Below are 14,721 nucleotides of genomic sequence, written 5' to 3'. Positions count from 1 at the left end.
CGGCTGGTGTCGCCATCAAAATCGGTCGCCTGCACGGTAAAGTTCAATAACTGGCTATCGCTACCCACCGCGTGATCGACCACCCCGAGCAAGGTAAAGGTATAACTGCCATTAGTATTAAGTACCAAACTAAACACCGCACTGCCACCGGTGCTGGCGGTGTAAGTCAGATTACCATTGCTATCGGCGACCGGAGAAGAAAGCGTGACCTCGACCCCGTGCGAAGTTAAGCCTTGCACGGGGTTGACACTGCTATCAAGCTGATAACTGACCACCCGATCGGCGCCTTGCACTACGCTAAATTGACCCGTAGCACTGAGTGGATCTTGGCTGACATCCGAGCCTTGCGCTAAATCATCTTCACTCAGCGACAACGGCTGCACCGCGCTAATAGTCGGTTTATCATCGACAATGGTCACCGGCAGCGTGACACTGGTTTTATCACCATCAAAATCAGTGGCCTGCACGGTAAAGTTCAATAACTGGCTATCGCTGCCCATCGCGTGATCGACTACTCCGAGCAAGGTAAAGGCATAACTGCCATTTGTATTGAGCACTAAGGTAAAGATCGGGGTTGAGCCTGCACTCGCGGTGTAAGTCAGATTGCCATTGCTATCGGCGACCGGAGAAGAAAGTGTTACCGCCACCCCGTGCGAAGTTAAGCCTTGCACCGGATTGATACTGCTGTCGAGCTGATAACTGACCACCCGATCCGCCCCTTGTACCACGCTAAATTGACCTGTGGCGCTGAGTGGCTCTTGGCTGACATCTGAGCCTTGCGCTAAATCATCTTCACTCAGCGACAACGGCTGTACCTCATTAAGGGTCGGTTTATCGTCAGCAATGGTGACGGGTAATACAATACGGCTGGTATCGCCATCAAAATCGGTCGCAACCACGGTGAAATTGACCAATAATTCGTCCAGATCCAGCGCATGATCCAGCGTTCCTTGCAAGGTAAACGTGTAACTGCCATCGGTATTGAGCACTAAGCTAAATACCGCACTGCCACCGGCACTGGCGGTGTAATGGTAATTGCCATTTGCATCCAGCGACTCACTCAACGTAACGGCCACTCCCTTAGATGTCAGGCCAGCTATCGCATCAGTCAAATTTTCAAGACGGTACGAAATCACTCGATCAGAGCCTTGAATAGTAGTGAAATGCCCCTCAGCCAACAAACCGGTGCCACTAGGAAGGGAGCCTGTCGTCAGCGATTGTTCGACCACTGTTAGCGGCTCTACACCCGTAATGTTAGGCTGATCATCTTGAATTTGAATGGTGAGATAACCGGGTGCTGAACGGTCGTTGTCATAATCCAGCGCCACAATCGGCAAACGAATACTAAGCACATCACTGCCCGCCGCATGATCCAGCGAACCTTGTAATACAAAGCGATAACTGCCATTCGCATTCAGGGTTAATTGGAAAATATCGCGACCATCGGCAGTGGCTTGGTAAACTCGGTTACCATTAATTATGGTCGGCTCACCTAAGATCACAGCGGCACCTTGTGAGGTCAATCCGGCGATTGGATTGGCACTATTCGGATCGATTTGATAAGAGGCGACGCGATCTGACCCCAGCTGAGGCTCAAACTGACCGGAGACCGTCAATGCGTCTGTTTGATCCGAGCCAACTGACAGATCATTTTCATGCAAACTGAGAGTCGGCTCATCAACCATCACCGGCACACGACCATCATTAATCGCAATATCCATAGTGATTGGCGCTCGGATAGCATTACCATTACTGTCGGTGCCAGTTAACTGCAGCGCAATCGAAATTTGATCGCCTTTAATTGAGACTAATCCAGCGCCAACCCCTGGTAGGTGATCAATAGGCTGGCTAAGCGTAGTGGTAATCGTCAGGTTGAGATCACGTCCAACCGATTGAGCGGAGATGGTAATACTCAGTACTTCCGTGCCATTTTGCTCACCAATAATCGTGTTCGTTGCCGCATCATAATAAAACTGAACTGGCCGGCCAGAGGAAGTGATGTCGCGGTTAAACTCTGCCAACAACTCCGCCAAAAAAGAGGAGGCAGGAACAAAAGATCCGGGCAACAAAGCCAAGCTACCTGCGCTAATTAAAGCTGTCACGCTAGAGATTTGCGGATATGTTCCGAGCTGCAAAGATCCTTCGCTCACTTGTGCGTTAAGAGTTTCACCGCCTTCAGCAAAACGCAGTAAGTTGCCGCCACGCCGTGTACTCGACAAAATTTGTGAGGTTAAAGCATGGGTATCAAATACGGTACTCGCCAACACTTCTGGGCGCAGGCTATCAATGGTGATCCCACCATTATTGGCCGAACCAGCAACAGCCACCCCTGCCGCAGCCTCTTGCAAAGCAAGCGTTGGGTCAACCCCATCTAAGATGGCTTGCTGAATTGCCGCGATCGTTTGTTCATCAACATTGGTCACATCAAGCTGAGCTACATCTGGGGAAATATCCTGTTGCGTGGATGCATTTTGCAACAGCAACTCGCCAAGGTTGTCGGCAATGATAATGTCCCCAGATTGCAATACATCACCTAGGCTAACCTTGCGCGCTTGTCCTTGCGCATTAACGACCAAAACTTCCCCTGATAAACCTTTTACGATGACTGGTTGAGTGACGACTTGAGACTCCATATTGCCCCCTGGCTGTTCTGATGATAGTGATCACGGTGCGTGATTTTTATCGCGCTGTAATCTTAGTAGCAATTCACACCTATCGGGTAACTTGGTGCTGCGAATCAGCATCCAATGAGCCAATCTCAATCAACATAGAACGCTCTGTGATTAGGGTAAGTGAATGCAAATCGACACTGCCGTTTCTCATAGCAAGAGTCTGCCTTTGCACCTAAACTTATAGACTAATTTATGAGGAGCTGCATGACTAAATCTCTGCAGATTATCATGATAAATATCCAGTATCTCAGTTGTGACAATCGAACAAAAAATGAACTCACAGCACAGCAAAAAAATCGACACCAAAGGTAAAAATCATCACCATGGACATGGTCATTCAAGAACAGATTAGCAAGAGGGCGAGCAAGGCCATGATTGAGAAAATGCATTACAGGCTGAAGCTCAAATACACCTAGCGAAGCTTCAATTTGAGCGCTTCCATTTGGGCTTTATTGATACAAAACAGCGCCAGTGCAGAGACTGGCGCAAGAGGATCAAACCATAAAAAACCAATCCGGTTATGGTACACCATGGCCTTTAGATGCAACCCATACGCGATACCATTGTTCACGAGTCAGTTGTAGCGATAAAGCTGCGATCGCACTTTGCACGCGCTCAATTTTACCGGAACCGATAATTGGCAGTGGTTGGCTTGGCAAACGGCGTACCCAAGCGTAAATAACCTGCTCAAGTGACTCAGCACCCAACTCGACACGGATCTCTTCCAGCACCGCACGTACGCGCTGAGATTGCTCAGTTTGACCGGAGAAAATTGCCCCGCCACCCAAGCATGACCACGCCATCGGGCGCACACGCAGACGCTGCACCTGCTCCAAAGTACCATCGTGCGCTACTTCGAAATTCAGCGGATTAATTTCCACTTGATTGGTCACCAGTGGTTTACCCAAACGAGATTGCAGCAAATCAAATTGAGCTGGCGTAAAGTTCGATACCCCAAAATGTTTCACTTTGCCGACTTTGTGCAGCTCAGCAAACGCTTCGGCAACCTCATCGGCATTCATTAATAGATCGGGGCGATGGATCAATAGCACATCAATTTCGCTAACGCCGAGGCGTTGCAGTGAATGATTGACCGATTGATGGATATGCGCGGCGCTAGTGTCGTAGTGATTGATTTTGCGCTCAGGAAAACGCTCGCTACACAATTGGATATCACACTTGGTAATAATTTGGATTTGCTCACGCAGTGCAGGTTGCAGCGCTAGAGCTTCACCAAATAGTGTTTCACATTGATAATTGCCATAAATATCCGCGTGATCAACACTGGTGACCCCCAACTCAATATGTTGCTTGAGAAACGTTAAGCGCTGCTGTGGTGTCATATGCCACTCGGCCAATCGCCAATAGCCTTGTACCAGTTCGGAAAGCTCTGGTCCTTGTGGGGCGATGGTCGCTTTTGGTACCACTTTAGATTGTTGCATTGTGTCTCTCCCATTTTGACTTCGCCACATCCTAAGCACAGCGCATGTTTTGTGCAAAACCTATCAATAGCGATTGATCAGGTTGTGACTTAGCTTGGCTTTTTCAGCACAATAGCACTCAATAGCTATCTTATCAGCCACGGATTCGCCCCTCGCAGCTTAAGCCCGCTACGCCTTTAGCGCTCAAGTTGTGATGCAGTGCAAGTAAACAAGGCGTAGAGCTAAGAATGATGTTGATCAACCGCGAGCCAATTATGCTGTCCCTATCCACCGCTAGCGTCCTCATGCAATTGCCGCAGCCATGGATAACACATTATTCACCCATCATAACCGGACAAATATAGCCGGAGAGAACATCGGATTGCGGTCAATACCAATGACCGAATCACCATCAAGGATCGACGATGAAACGCAATACTCTGACCTTAGCACTGCTGTCTACCCTCAGCTTGCCAGTATTGGCAGCGCCGAATTTAACCGCCAATTTAACCATAGCAACCACCACCAACAGTCGCGATTTTCCACTCGCAGCCGATGCACCGTTGGTGATCCCACTGACCAAAGGCGATTACACCTTAACCATTAGTGGTATTGAGGGTGATTGTGCCGCGACGACGGCTCAAGAGATCAAATTCAATACTCCATTTGCTTTAAACTGTCATGCACCGACCCAACTGCCGTTGAACATCCGTTTTACCGGTGATTACGCATTTCAATGGCAAGCACAAAACAATACGCTCACACTAGTACGTCAAACCACCAAAGCGGCAACCAGTGAATTTCGCCGCCCAATCCCAAATGTCAGTTGTCAAACTTACCAAGGTGGTGAAGTGGCCTTAAATTTGGCCAACAGCTTTGCTGATGGGACTCAGTTGCGAGATGCGTTTACCGACCAAGTGGTGACGGTAAACCAAGGTCAAGTCCGCCTAACCCCATCAACCGACAGTGGTGGTTTAGTGCTACTCGAACCGGTCGCTGAGCATCATCCAATCCAAGCGCAACCTTTTACCTATCGCAACGCCAACATCTATTTCGTGATGATTGATCGCTTTTACAATGGTGATCCCAGCAATGATGGCAGTTACGGTCGGCAAAAAGATGGTCAGCAAGAAATCGGCACTTTTCACGGCGGTGATTTAAAAGGCGTGATTGCTAAGCTCGATCACATTCAAAGTCTCGGCACCGATGCGATTTGGCTGTCACCGATTGTTGAACAAGTACACGGTTTTGTGGGCGGTGGCGAGAAAGGTTCGTTCCCCTTTTATGCTTATCACGGCTACTGGACGCGAGATTTCACTAAAATTGACGCCAATTTCGGAGTGGATGAAGATTTACAAACGCTGGTGCGCGAAGCGCATCGACGCGGCATCAAAGTATTACTTGATGCGGTACTGAACCATGCTGGTTATGCCACGTTAGCGGATTTACAACAAGATGCGATTGAAATTGTTAACGCGCCGATGTTGCCTGAACGTTGGAGCCAATGGCAGCCCACAGCCAAACAAAATTGGCATAGCTTTCACCAAGCGATTGATTACCAAAGCCCAAAATGGAGCCAATGGTGGGGTGGCGATTGGGTACGCGCAGGCTTACCGGGTTACCCGAAACCGGGCAGCAGTGATATCACTATGAACCTCGCTGGCCTGCCCGATTTTCGCACCGAATCAACCCAAGCGGTTAGTCCACCACAATGGTTACTGAATAATCCCGGTACGCGTGTAGTGAACAAGTCAGGTTACAGTGTCACTGATTATTTGGTTGAATGGCAAACCGATTGGGTACGCCGCTTTGGGATCGACGGTTTTCGAATTGATACGGTCAAACATGTTGAAGGTGCGGTGTGGCAACGCTTGAAACAACAAGCCACGGCTAGCCTCAACGCATGGCGACAAGAGCATAATCAAACTGGTGAACCATTTTGGATGATGGGCGAAGTATGGGGACACGGCGCTTATCGTAGCCCTTACTTTGATGATGGTTTCGATGCACTGATTAACTTTGATATTCAAAAACGGATGGATAATGGTGCCGCCTGTTTAAGCCAAATGGCGATGGTGTATCGCGATTACGCACAAACCCTCAGCAAATACCCGGATTTCAATCCCGTCAGCTATATGTCTTCGCATGATACCGAGCTGTTTTTTGGCCGCTTTAAATCATTTGAAATGCAACGTAGCGCCGCCAATGCTCTGCTGCTGACCCCTGGTGCGGTTCAAGTTTATTACGGCGATGAAGTAGCGCGCGAAGCGGGACCCTATGCTGATGATTTCCATCAAGGCACCCGTTCCGATATGCCATGGGAGTGGAATAACGAGCGCCAAGCGTTACTGAAGCACTGGCAAACTTTAGGTCAATTCCGCCAACGTCACCCAGCGATTGGCGCGGGTGAACATCGCGAAATTGCGCAAGCTAATGCCTATCTTTTCACTCGTCAACTCGGCGAGGATAAGGTGGTAGTCGCGTTTGTTGGCCGCTAAGCCAAGCAATCATCGTTCAGGAACAAACTCGTGCTGCTCCTGAACGATGCTGCGATAACGACTGAGCCCCATCACAACTGACACTCCATCCCCTAGCCATTATCCGCTTGAAAAATGACCGATGAACGCCACTTATCCCTAGCCAAACCATCAAACCTTACATTCACACAATTTAATCAACAAAATATTCACAATCAGAACAAATGGCTCATAATAGTCATGAACGAATAAAACTGATGGAAATCAATTATGGATACCGCAAAAACCTACTCGAAAACCTCAATCGCTCTGCATTGGATCACAGGGTTAGCCTTTATCGGTGTATTTATGGTGGGAGATTATCTCTCTGAGCTGCCACGCGGACCGGAAAAACTGCAGTTGCTGGCTCTGCATAAATCTTTTGGAGTCATGATCTTGCTGATTGCGCTCACCCGCATTGTATGGCGGATTAAAGAGGGTGCGATCCCGCCAGCCTCGGTCATGCCGGCTTGGCAATACAAAGCCGCCAAAGCGGTGCATGGTTTACTGATGCTCGCAACACTGGCGATGCCTATCTCCGGGATTGCAATGAACATCGGCGGTGGCCGCGCGCTAGAAGTGTTTGGCTATACACTGGTTGCCGCAGGCGAAAGCCTACCTTGGCTCCAAGAATTAGGTTCAGCCATTCACAAAACCGCACCACCACTGATCATCGCGATTGTACTGCTGCATATTCTGGCGGCGATTAAACACCAAGTGATCGATAAAGATGCCACCATAGCGCGCATGCTCGGTCGCGGTTAAAGCTTACGGATCAATCCATCAAACCGGTAAATTACATCACATTCCTCCTCAGCAATGAGGAGGAATGTTTTTTTTGCTTACCTAAGATTAAGTCACAATGGTGAACGAGAAATGAAATCGCTTAACAAGCGGAGCACTCGCTTCGCGAATAAGCAGCGGCTTGTTCAAACAGCTCCTGACTCGGTTTAATGCCAGTGTATAACTGAAATTGCTCGACGGCTTGAATCGCAAAAACTTCGCTACCTGTGATCACCGTTTTACCGATCGATTGAGCAAACGCCACCGCAGGGGTCACCGCAGGCATGGCGACCACATCAAACAGGATCTGCGCCCGCTCAATTTCAGGTTCAGAAAAACAGAGTTTGCCAGCTTCAGGGCCACCATCCATACCAAGCGGGGTGGCATTGATCAGCAAATCGGCGGCGAGGCCCTGCATATCGGGCTGCCAAGTAAAACCACATAAATCGGCTAATGCTTGGCCACTTGAGGGGTTCATCGCCACGATCACCCCACGGGTAAAGCCTAAATTTCTTAGCGCACATGCCACCGCTTTGGCCATGCCGCCACTGCCTTTCAGTACAAAAGAGACATCCTTCGCAATTGCGTATTGCTTGAGCAGAGTCACTATCGCAATGTAATCGGTGTTATACGCCTTAAGATGACCATCAGTATTCACAATGGTGTTGATCGATTGAATCGCCGCAGCAGAGCTATCCAGCTCATCAACCAATGGGATCACCGCCTCCTTAAATGGCATCGAAATCGCACAGCCACGAAAGTTTAACGCTCTCACTCCAGCGATAACACCAACCAAATCTTGGCTGCTAAAAGCTTTATAAAGATAATTGAGATTGAGCGCAGCATAGAGGTAGTTATGAAAACGGGTACCAAAGTTGGTTGGTCTGGCCGCTAATGACATACAAATTGTAGTGTCTTTATTAATTTTGGTGTGCATTAACACTCTCCATTGATTGATATCGGTTGATTGATCACAAGATCATCAACGCATTAACCGTGAATTTGCCACAAGAAAAACGCTTCACTCACCATGAGATAGGCCTTGTTGATAGCGCTAGAATGGCCTAAATTAAGGCAATTAAAAATTGCTGTATTCAATCTTTTTAAGTTCCTCTTTTATGCCAAACCATCGACTCGAACAACACTATCTCAAGCTGCTTAACCACTTTGGTGAAACTAGCGTTTGGGTCACCTTACAACAGTTGGCTGACACGCTGTTTTGTACCAAACGGCATATGCGTAATCTTTTGCTCAAAATGCAACAGTCCGGATGGATTGCATGGCAAGGGGAATTTGGACGAGGAAAACGCTCAAAGCTGACTCTGTTAAGCAATAAAAATCAGCTAATTAGTAATAAAGCCGCCTACTTAATTGATCAAGGTCGCTTCAATGAAGCGATCGATCTGCTCGGTTCCGAGCAACATTTAATCGCGCCCTTATTGCGATCGAAACTGGGGTTTTGCATCGATCCTGAGCAGCAAGTTCTGCGCGTGCCCTATTACCGAACCATGCCCAACTTGCACCCAGCAACCCCTTTACGGCGCTCCGAACGTCACCTCGTGCGCCAGATCTTTAGTGGCTTAACCCGGATAAAAGAGGAAAATGGTGAATTGGCGGCAGATTTGGCTCATTACTGGCGGCAAATCACTCCATTACTGTGGCGTTTTTATATTCGGCCAGCGGTACAGTTTCATGATGGCCAGCGACTGACTTGCGCCGATATTACCGCCTCACTTAACCGTGCTCGTGAGCTTGCACTCTTCTCACATATTGAACAGATCAAGATTGTTGGGCCGCACTGTGTCGAGTTTGTACTCAACGCGCCAGATGTGAATTTCCCGCAACTGTTGGCAACCGCCTCAGCATTGATCCTGCCTGCACAGCAGCATCAAATGGAGCACTTTGCACGTATTCCAATCGGCACTGGCCCCTATCAAGTGGTACAAAATGATCAACGGCGTTTGTCTCTCAGCGCATTTGATGGCTATTTTGGCTTGCGCGCTTTACTCGATCAGGTTGATATTCTGATGTGGCCCAATTTGACCCAGCAAACCACGGATACGCTTGAGCCAAACCCACCAGCCGCCGCTTTACATACCAATACCACTTGGTTGAGTTCAAGCTTGAGTGATCAGCAATATATCGCAGGGGAAGCTTCGGAGTTGACCGGAGGACCGACGGAATGGCTGGAAGAGATGTTTTTAGAGCAAGGCGGCTATTTTCTACTTTGTGATAGTCACTCTCGCCACTGGCAACAACCCGAGCGGCGCGCTTGGCTACAACAACTGCTCAACCCTTATTCGATCGCACAAGAGCTCAATCCGGCCATTCGCCACTTATGGGTTCCGGCAAGCAGTTTGTTGCCCAATTGGTGCCACCGAATTGCCGCTCTGCAACCCAGTTCACCTTTTGACAGACAGAGCCTCGATAATCAAGCATCCACGGCACTGATCCGCCTCGCCTACCATGACCACCATCCTGAGTTTCCGATGCTGAGCAAAGCGTTGGAAAATTTACTCCAGCGGCACCAGATTGAGCTTGAACTGGTTGAGTTACCTTATGAGCAATGGGCGCAAGGGGCAGCAGACAATATTGATCTCTGGCTGGGTACCATCAATTTCCCCATCCCGGAAAGCTGGCATGTGGGCGCATGGTTACTCGGCTCACCGCTGCTGCGCCGCTCGATCTGCGGCACTGATCATAAGCAGTTACACAGTTTGCATCACCAATGGCGCAGCGGTGCAATTAGCTCAGAACAACTGATGTGGCAAGTTATCCATTCGGGCTGGCTGCAACCTCTCTTCCATCATTGGATGCGTCTAAAAGGGCCAGCCAATGCGCAAGGGATTCATCTGAATAACTTAGGTTGGTTTGATTTTCGCTCAACGTGGTTTGAGCCTGCAGAATAGCCGTTTGATCCAGCAAAAATTAAGCGCTAACGACCATCGGTGTTAGCGCTTATGTGATCAAAAAATTGAGTGGTTATGGCTGATAGGTGGGGTAATCGGTCAGCCCTTGCTCGCCGCCACCAAATAGCGTATTTGGATCGTGCTCCGCAAGTGGATAGCCGTGCTGCAGACGCGCAGGCAGATCGGGATTGGCTACAAAAGGTCGGCCAAAACCAATCATATCGGCTAATCCTTGCTCGATCGCTTGCTCGGCTTTTTCTGCGCTGTAGCGACCAGCGTAAATCAGCACACCTTGATAAGCTTCGCGTAATGCGCGTTTGAATGACACTGGCATCTCTGGCGCATCATCCCAATCCACTTCAGCAATATGCAGATAAACAATGCCATGTTGATTGAGTAACGCTGCTGCCGCGGTGTAGGTTTCGATCGGGTTGGCATCAACAGTACCATTGAGTGTGGTTAAGGGTGCCAAACGTACTCCAACCCGACCCGCACCGATGGCATCAACCAGAGCAGCAACCACTTGATCAAGAAAACGCAGTCGATTGGCAAGGCTGCCGCCATATTGATCGCTACGTTGGTTTGATTCCGAATCAATAAATTGGTTGACCAAATAGCCATTAGCCGCATGCAATTCAATGCCATCAAAGCCTGCTTCGATCGCATTTAACGCCGCTTGACGATACTCAGCAATCACTTGATCAATATCCGCTTGCGTCATTGCTCTAGGCTCAACCACATCAACAAAACCGGGTTGATCGGTGCCATTATCCACGAAAACTTTGACCTTATCGGCTTTCAAGGCAGAAGAAGAGATCGGCTGCTCACCACCAATATTATCGGGATGAGTAACCCGCCCCACATGCCAAAGCTGAGCAAAAATCACCCCACCTTGTTGATGGACCGCTTGCGTCACTGTTTTCCAACCGGCAATTTGCTGTGCCGTGTAAATCCCCGGCGTCCAAGCATAACCTTGAGCCATCGGCGAGATTTGCGTGCCTTCTGCTACAATCAATCCGGCAGAGGCGCGCTGGGCGTAATACGTCGCCATCATCTGATTGGCGAGATTGCCCGGCTGACTTGCGCGTGAGCGGGTCATCGGTGGCATCACAATCCGATTTTTTAGGGTTAATTGATCGAGTTGAATCGATTGAAACAAGACATTTTTCATAACGATATCCTACTTACTGGTTTGGATCAGTTCTATGGCATAACCATCCGGATCTTTGACAAACGCAATGTGGGTTTGCCCGCCTTTTACTGGCCCTGGCTCACGAGCAATATTACCACCCAGTTGGCGGATCTTATCGCAAGCGGCATAAATATCTTCACAACCGAGAGCAAGGTGACCAAACGCGTTGCCTAAATCGTAGTGATCCGTATCCCAGTTGTAAGTCAGCTCGATAGTGGTACTGTCGGCTTGATCTTTAAAACCGACAAAGACCAAAGTGTAACGGTATTGGGCGTTTTCTATCCGTTCTAACACACTCATACCTAATAGCTGGGTATAAAAATCAATCGATTGATCGAGATCCGTGACTCGAATCATCGTATGCAGAAATTTCATTTTTCACCTGTGCTGATAACACGCAGTTCGCGCTAAATTGCTAATAAGATACGGCAAAGAATGCCAAGCAAAAAATTATCAATCATTATCATGTTAATAATTTTTAGTTATGGTGAATCAGAGATCGCGGGAGGAATCGCGAAAGCAAACTTGAATTAATCTGATGGATAGAGAAAAAGGCGGATAGAGGCAAAAAGCAGATAGAGAAAGGGCTGGCAACACCAGCCCTTGAAAAAGTGATGGGATCACTTGCTATTTAGCAGTGCCATCGCTTGCGATACGATCACGAATTCTTCATTGGTCGGGATCACCAAAGCCACCGCATTAAGTAGCTCTGATTTAGCGATAATCCCCGCATTCCCAAAGCGAGCGGCTTGGTTGCCTAATTCATCTTCGACGAAACCGAGCAACTTCAGATTGGCTAAAATTTCACGGCGGATCGGCAGTGAATTTTCACCAATACCACCAGTGAAGATGATCGCATCCAGATGATCGAGTGGGATCAGGTAAGAGCCAATGTATTTCGCAACGCGATAGGTGAAGACTTCAAATGCCAACTTCGCGCCAGCATGACCCTGCTCCATCGCTTCTAAAATACCGCGAGCATCAGAAGTGAGGCCAGAAACCCCCAAGAAGCCGGATTTTTTATTCAGCGTGTCAAATACGCGCTCTTGGCTCCAACCTTTTTTCATCAAAAATTCGATGATGCCGGGATCTAAATCGCCAGAACGGGTTCCCATCATTAGCCCGGCTAATGGGGTGAAGCCCATCGAAGTATCCACCGATTGACCATGACTGATCGCACACACTGAAGCACCGTTGCCTAGGTGTACCGAAATAAAACTGGCTTGTTCAATCGGCTTATTGAGCATTTTCGCCGCTTCACGGCTGACATAATAGTGGCTGGTACCGTGGAAACCGTAGCGACGGATACCATACTGCTCATACAGCTCGTGAGAAATTGCGCCTGTGAAGGCTTTTTTCGGCATCGTTTGGTGGAATGCGGTATCAAACACTGCAAATTGTGGCAAGTGTGGGAAAGCCTCCATCGCGGCTTGAATACCTTTGGCACCGGCAGGGTTGTGCAGCGGAGCAAGATCGGCCAAGCTTTCAATCTCAGCCAAGACTTCTTGATCAATCCGCACCGTTGAGGTGAATTTTTCACCGCCATGCACAATACGGTGCCCGACGGCCACTAAGTCTTGTGCCAAACCGAGACTCTCCATTAAGCCCACGATCCGGTTAATCGCATGTTGGTGATGATGATCCGCGGCAGTGATCGCCTCTGCGGTTTTTTCACCCTGATATTTCCAGCTAATCACCGCTTCAGGCAAGCCAAAGCACTCACCAAGACCTGAGATCAGCGCCTCACCAGTTTGGGAATCTATCACTGCAAACTTCAATGATGAGCTACCAGAGTTTATAACCAACACATACGAATTCGACATGGGGGCGGTATCCTGTTTCAAACGTTAAAAGGAAGTGTTTTTACTTCATCATTATAGAAATTTCATTATTCAATAATTTTTGAATCTTTCAACTTTGTTTTAGTTTTTTGTGTGAGAGAAACGTTTTTTTGTTGATCTTAGACAACAATGGATTTCTTTCTAGGCGAGAAATATTTCTTTTTGTGAATTGCCATCAGCGCATAATCACTATGATCAGCGCTGAGACAGTACTGCAGAAGTGTGTAGCAGTAATGGCGTTATGCTTGCTCGATTGGTTGCCAATTCAATTCAACCGTTTCGCGGCGGGCAAACATTACCATATGCTTGCTGATCACCGCTTGCAAAGTGGTAACTTGTTGTTCCGTTTCAGCGCGACATACAAAGGTCAATAACTGCTCGGCTTCATTAACGGTTAAGGTAGCGATCCCAGCAGAAAATTCGATCCGCCCCTCGCCCTCGACTTCATCCCAAGTCGCAGTGGTTTTACGCGCGAAATGGCGACATAACGTCACTAAATATTTGGCGACGTGTTCAGAGTGTAAACAAGCTTGTGATTGATAAGACATAGGCATTTTCCAGTATTAAAACCCACTCGGTAGGCTTGGCTCGAACAAAAGCTGCACAGTGATAATGCTGCGCATCAGGTTGGAAGGGTATAGAGGCACAAACGCTGTCCTTGCATCTCAATCACATTAAACGGCGTTTCATAAATCGCACTCAGCACTGTCGATTCGATCACCTCTGCCACGGTACCTGTCGCCACCACCTCACCTTTTTTCAAAGCGATGATTTTATCGGCATAACAAGAAGCAAAGTTGATGTCATGGATCACCACCACCACCGCTTTATTCAGCTCATGGGCTAAGCGGCGTAAGGTGGACATAATTTGCAGTGAGTGTTTGATGTCTAAATTGTTCAGTGGCTCATCCAGAAAAACGTAATCGGTGTCTTGCGCCATCACCATCGCAATAAAGGCCAATTGACGCTGACCACCACTTAACTCATCGAGATACTGGTATTGAATGGTTTCCAGATCGAGATACTCAATCGCTTGATTGATGATCTGCTCATCGTGAGCGGTCAATTTGCCTTGGCTATAGGGGAAACGGCCAAACGCAGTCAGCTCACGTACCGTGAAACGCATATTCAATACGTTAGATTGGCGCAGTACGGCGAGTTTTTGCGCCAACGCTTTGGTGTTCCAATCCACCAATTCGCGCTGTTCAATCCACACCTTACCCGCATCACGGTTAACCAGGCGACTAGCCATGGACAGTAAGGTACTTTTACCAGCCCCATTCGGGCCAATGATCGCCGTCACCTGCCCTTTATCAAATTGGGCACTGGCCTCTTTCACCACACTTTTGCTGCCAAAATGTTTGGTCAATTTTTCCAGTTTGATCAT

General features: G+C 48.4%; 11 protein-coding genes. 3 read left to right on the top strand and 8 right to left on the bottom strand.

What is annotated here, in order from left to right:
* Positions 1-2,633, bottom strand: a 2,633-nt coding sequence (locus tag PUN32_RS11710; RefSeq protein ID WP_274723393.1) for a retention module-containing protein, incomplete at its 3' end; no start/stop codon positions are given.
* Between the two features lie 557 nt (positions 2,634-3,190).
* A complete protein-coding gene (locus tag PUN32_RS11705; RefSeq protein ID WP_274723392.1) occupies positions 3,191-4,114 on the bottom strand; it encodes an aldo/keto reductase in 924 nt (307 codons plus the stop codon).
* Positions 4,115-4,518: 404 nt separating this feature from the next.
* Between PUN32_RS11705 and PUN32_RS11700 the strand changes: the two genes are divergently transcribed.
* Both PUN32_RS11700 and PUN32_RS11695 read left to right on the top strand, forming a co-directional pair.
* Positions 4,519-6,591: an alpha-amylase gene (locus PUN32_RS11700; RefSeq protein ID WP_274723391.1), complete on the top strand. Its 2,073-nt coding sequence runs from the start codon at positions 4,519-4,521 to the stop codon at positions 6,589-6,591.
* A 249-nt stretch (positions 6,592-6,840) separates the two neighbouring features.
* Positions 6,841-7,374 (top strand): cytochrome b, encoded by a 534-nt coding sequence (locus tag PUN32_RS11695; protein ID WP_274723390.1) that lies wholly within the window; start codon positions 6,841-6,843, stop codon positions 7,372-7,374.
* A gap of 121 nt (positions 7,375-7,495) precedes the next feature.
* Here the strand turns inward: PUN32_RS11695 and PUN32_RS11690 are convergent, their stop codons facing one another.
* Entirely contained in the window at positions 7,496-8,329 is an 834-nt protein-coding gene (locus tag PUN32_RS11690) for a shikimate 5-dehydrogenase (protein WP_274723389.1), read from the bottom strand.
* Between the two features lie 181 nt (positions 8,330-8,510).
* Here PUN32_RS11690 and sgrR point away from each other — a divergent pair, with 181 nt between their 5' ends.
* Positions 8,511-10,301, top strand: a complete 1,791-nt coding sequence (gene sgrR, locus PUN32_RS11685; RefSeq protein WP_274723388.1) for an HTH-type transcriptional regulator SgrR — start codon at positions 8,511-8,513, stop codon at positions 10,299-10,301.
* Between the two features lie 73 nt (positions 10,302-10,374).
* On the opposite strand, the gene PUN32_RS11680 is transcribed toward sgrR, so the two are convergent.
* The 5 genes from PUN32_RS11680 to vctC all read right to left on the bottom strand — a co-directional run bounded on the left by PUN32_RS11680 (position 10,375) and on the right by vctC (position 14,721).
* Entirely contained in the window at positions 10,375-11,472 is a 1,098-nt protein-coding gene (locus tag PUN32_RS11680) for an alkene reductase (RefSeq protein ID WP_274723387.1), read from the bottom strand.
* Positions 11,473-11,481: 9 nt separating this feature from the next.
* Entirely contained in the window at positions 11,482-11,868 is a 387-nt protein-coding gene (gene gloA, locus PUN32_RS11675; protein WP_274723386.1) for a lactoylglutathione lyase, read from the bottom strand.
* Between the two features lie 245 nt (positions 11,869-12,113).
* A complete protein-coding gene (locus tag PUN32_RS11670) occupies positions 12,114-13,316 on the bottom strand; it encodes an acetate/propionate family kinase (RefSeq protein ID WP_274723385.1) in 1,203 nt (400 codons plus the stop codon).
* Between the two features lie 257 nt (positions 13,317-13,573).
* A complete protein-coding gene (locus PUN32_RS11665) occupies positions 13,574-13,882 on the bottom strand; it encodes a DUF2218 domain-containing protein (protein WP_274723384.1) in 309 nt (102 codons plus the stop codon).
* A gap of 74 nt (positions 13,883-13,956) precedes the next feature.
* Entirely contained in the window at positions 13,957-14,721 is a 765-nt protein-coding gene (vctC, locus tag PUN32_RS11660) for an iron chelate ABC transporter ATP-binding protein VctC (protein WP_166015094.1), read from the bottom strand.

The organism is Vibrio chanodichtyis (genome assembly GCF_028863985.1).
Lineage (GTDB): Bacteria > Pseudomonadota > Gammaproteobacteria > Enterobacterales > Vibrionaceae > Vibrio > Vibrio chanodichtyis.
This window is presented reverse-complemented; position numbering and strand designations above follow the sequence as displayed.

Excerpts from the sequence above, each read along its gene's own strand:
- PUN32_RS11705 (WP_274723392.1), bottom strand. The coding sequence starts at position 4,114 with ATGCAACAATCTAAAGTGGTACCAAAAGCGACCATCGCCCCACAAGGA.
- PUN32_RS11700 (WP_274723391.1), top strand. The coding sequence starts at position 4,519 with ATGAAACGCAATACTCTGACCTTAGCACTGCTGTCTACCCTCAGCTTG.
- PUN32_RS11695 (WP_274723390.1), top strand. The coding sequence starts at position 6,841 with ATGGATACCGCAAAAACCTACTCGAAAACCTCAATCGCTCTGCATTGG.
- PUN32_RS11690 (WP_274723389.1), bottom strand. The coding sequence starts at position 8,329 with ATGCACACCAAAATTAATAAAGACACTACAATTTGTATGTCATTAGCG.
- sgrR (WP_274723388.1), top strand. The coding sequence starts at position 8,511 with ATGCCAAACCATCGACTCGAACAACACTATCTCAAGCTGCTTAACCAC.
- PUN32_RS11680 (WP_274723387.1), bottom strand. The coding sequence starts at position 11,472 with ATGAAAAATGTCTTGTTTCAATCGATTCAACTCGATCAATTAACCCTA.
- gloA (WP_274723386.1), bottom strand. The coding sequence starts at position 11,868 with ATGAAATTTCTGCATACGATGATTCGAGTCACGGATCTCGATCAATCG.
- PUN32_RS11670 (WP_274723385.1), bottom strand. The coding sequence starts at position 13,316 with ATGTCGAATTCGTATGTGTTGGTTATAAACTCTGGTAGCTCATCATTG.
- PUN32_RS11665 (WP_274723384.1), bottom strand. The coding sequence starts at position 13,882 with ATGTCTTATCAATCACAAGCTTGTTTACACTCTGAACACGTCGCCAAA.
- vctC (WP_166015094.1), bottom strand. The coding sequence starts at position 14,721 with ATGATCAAACTGGAAAAATTGACCAAACATTTTGGCAGCAAAAGTGTG.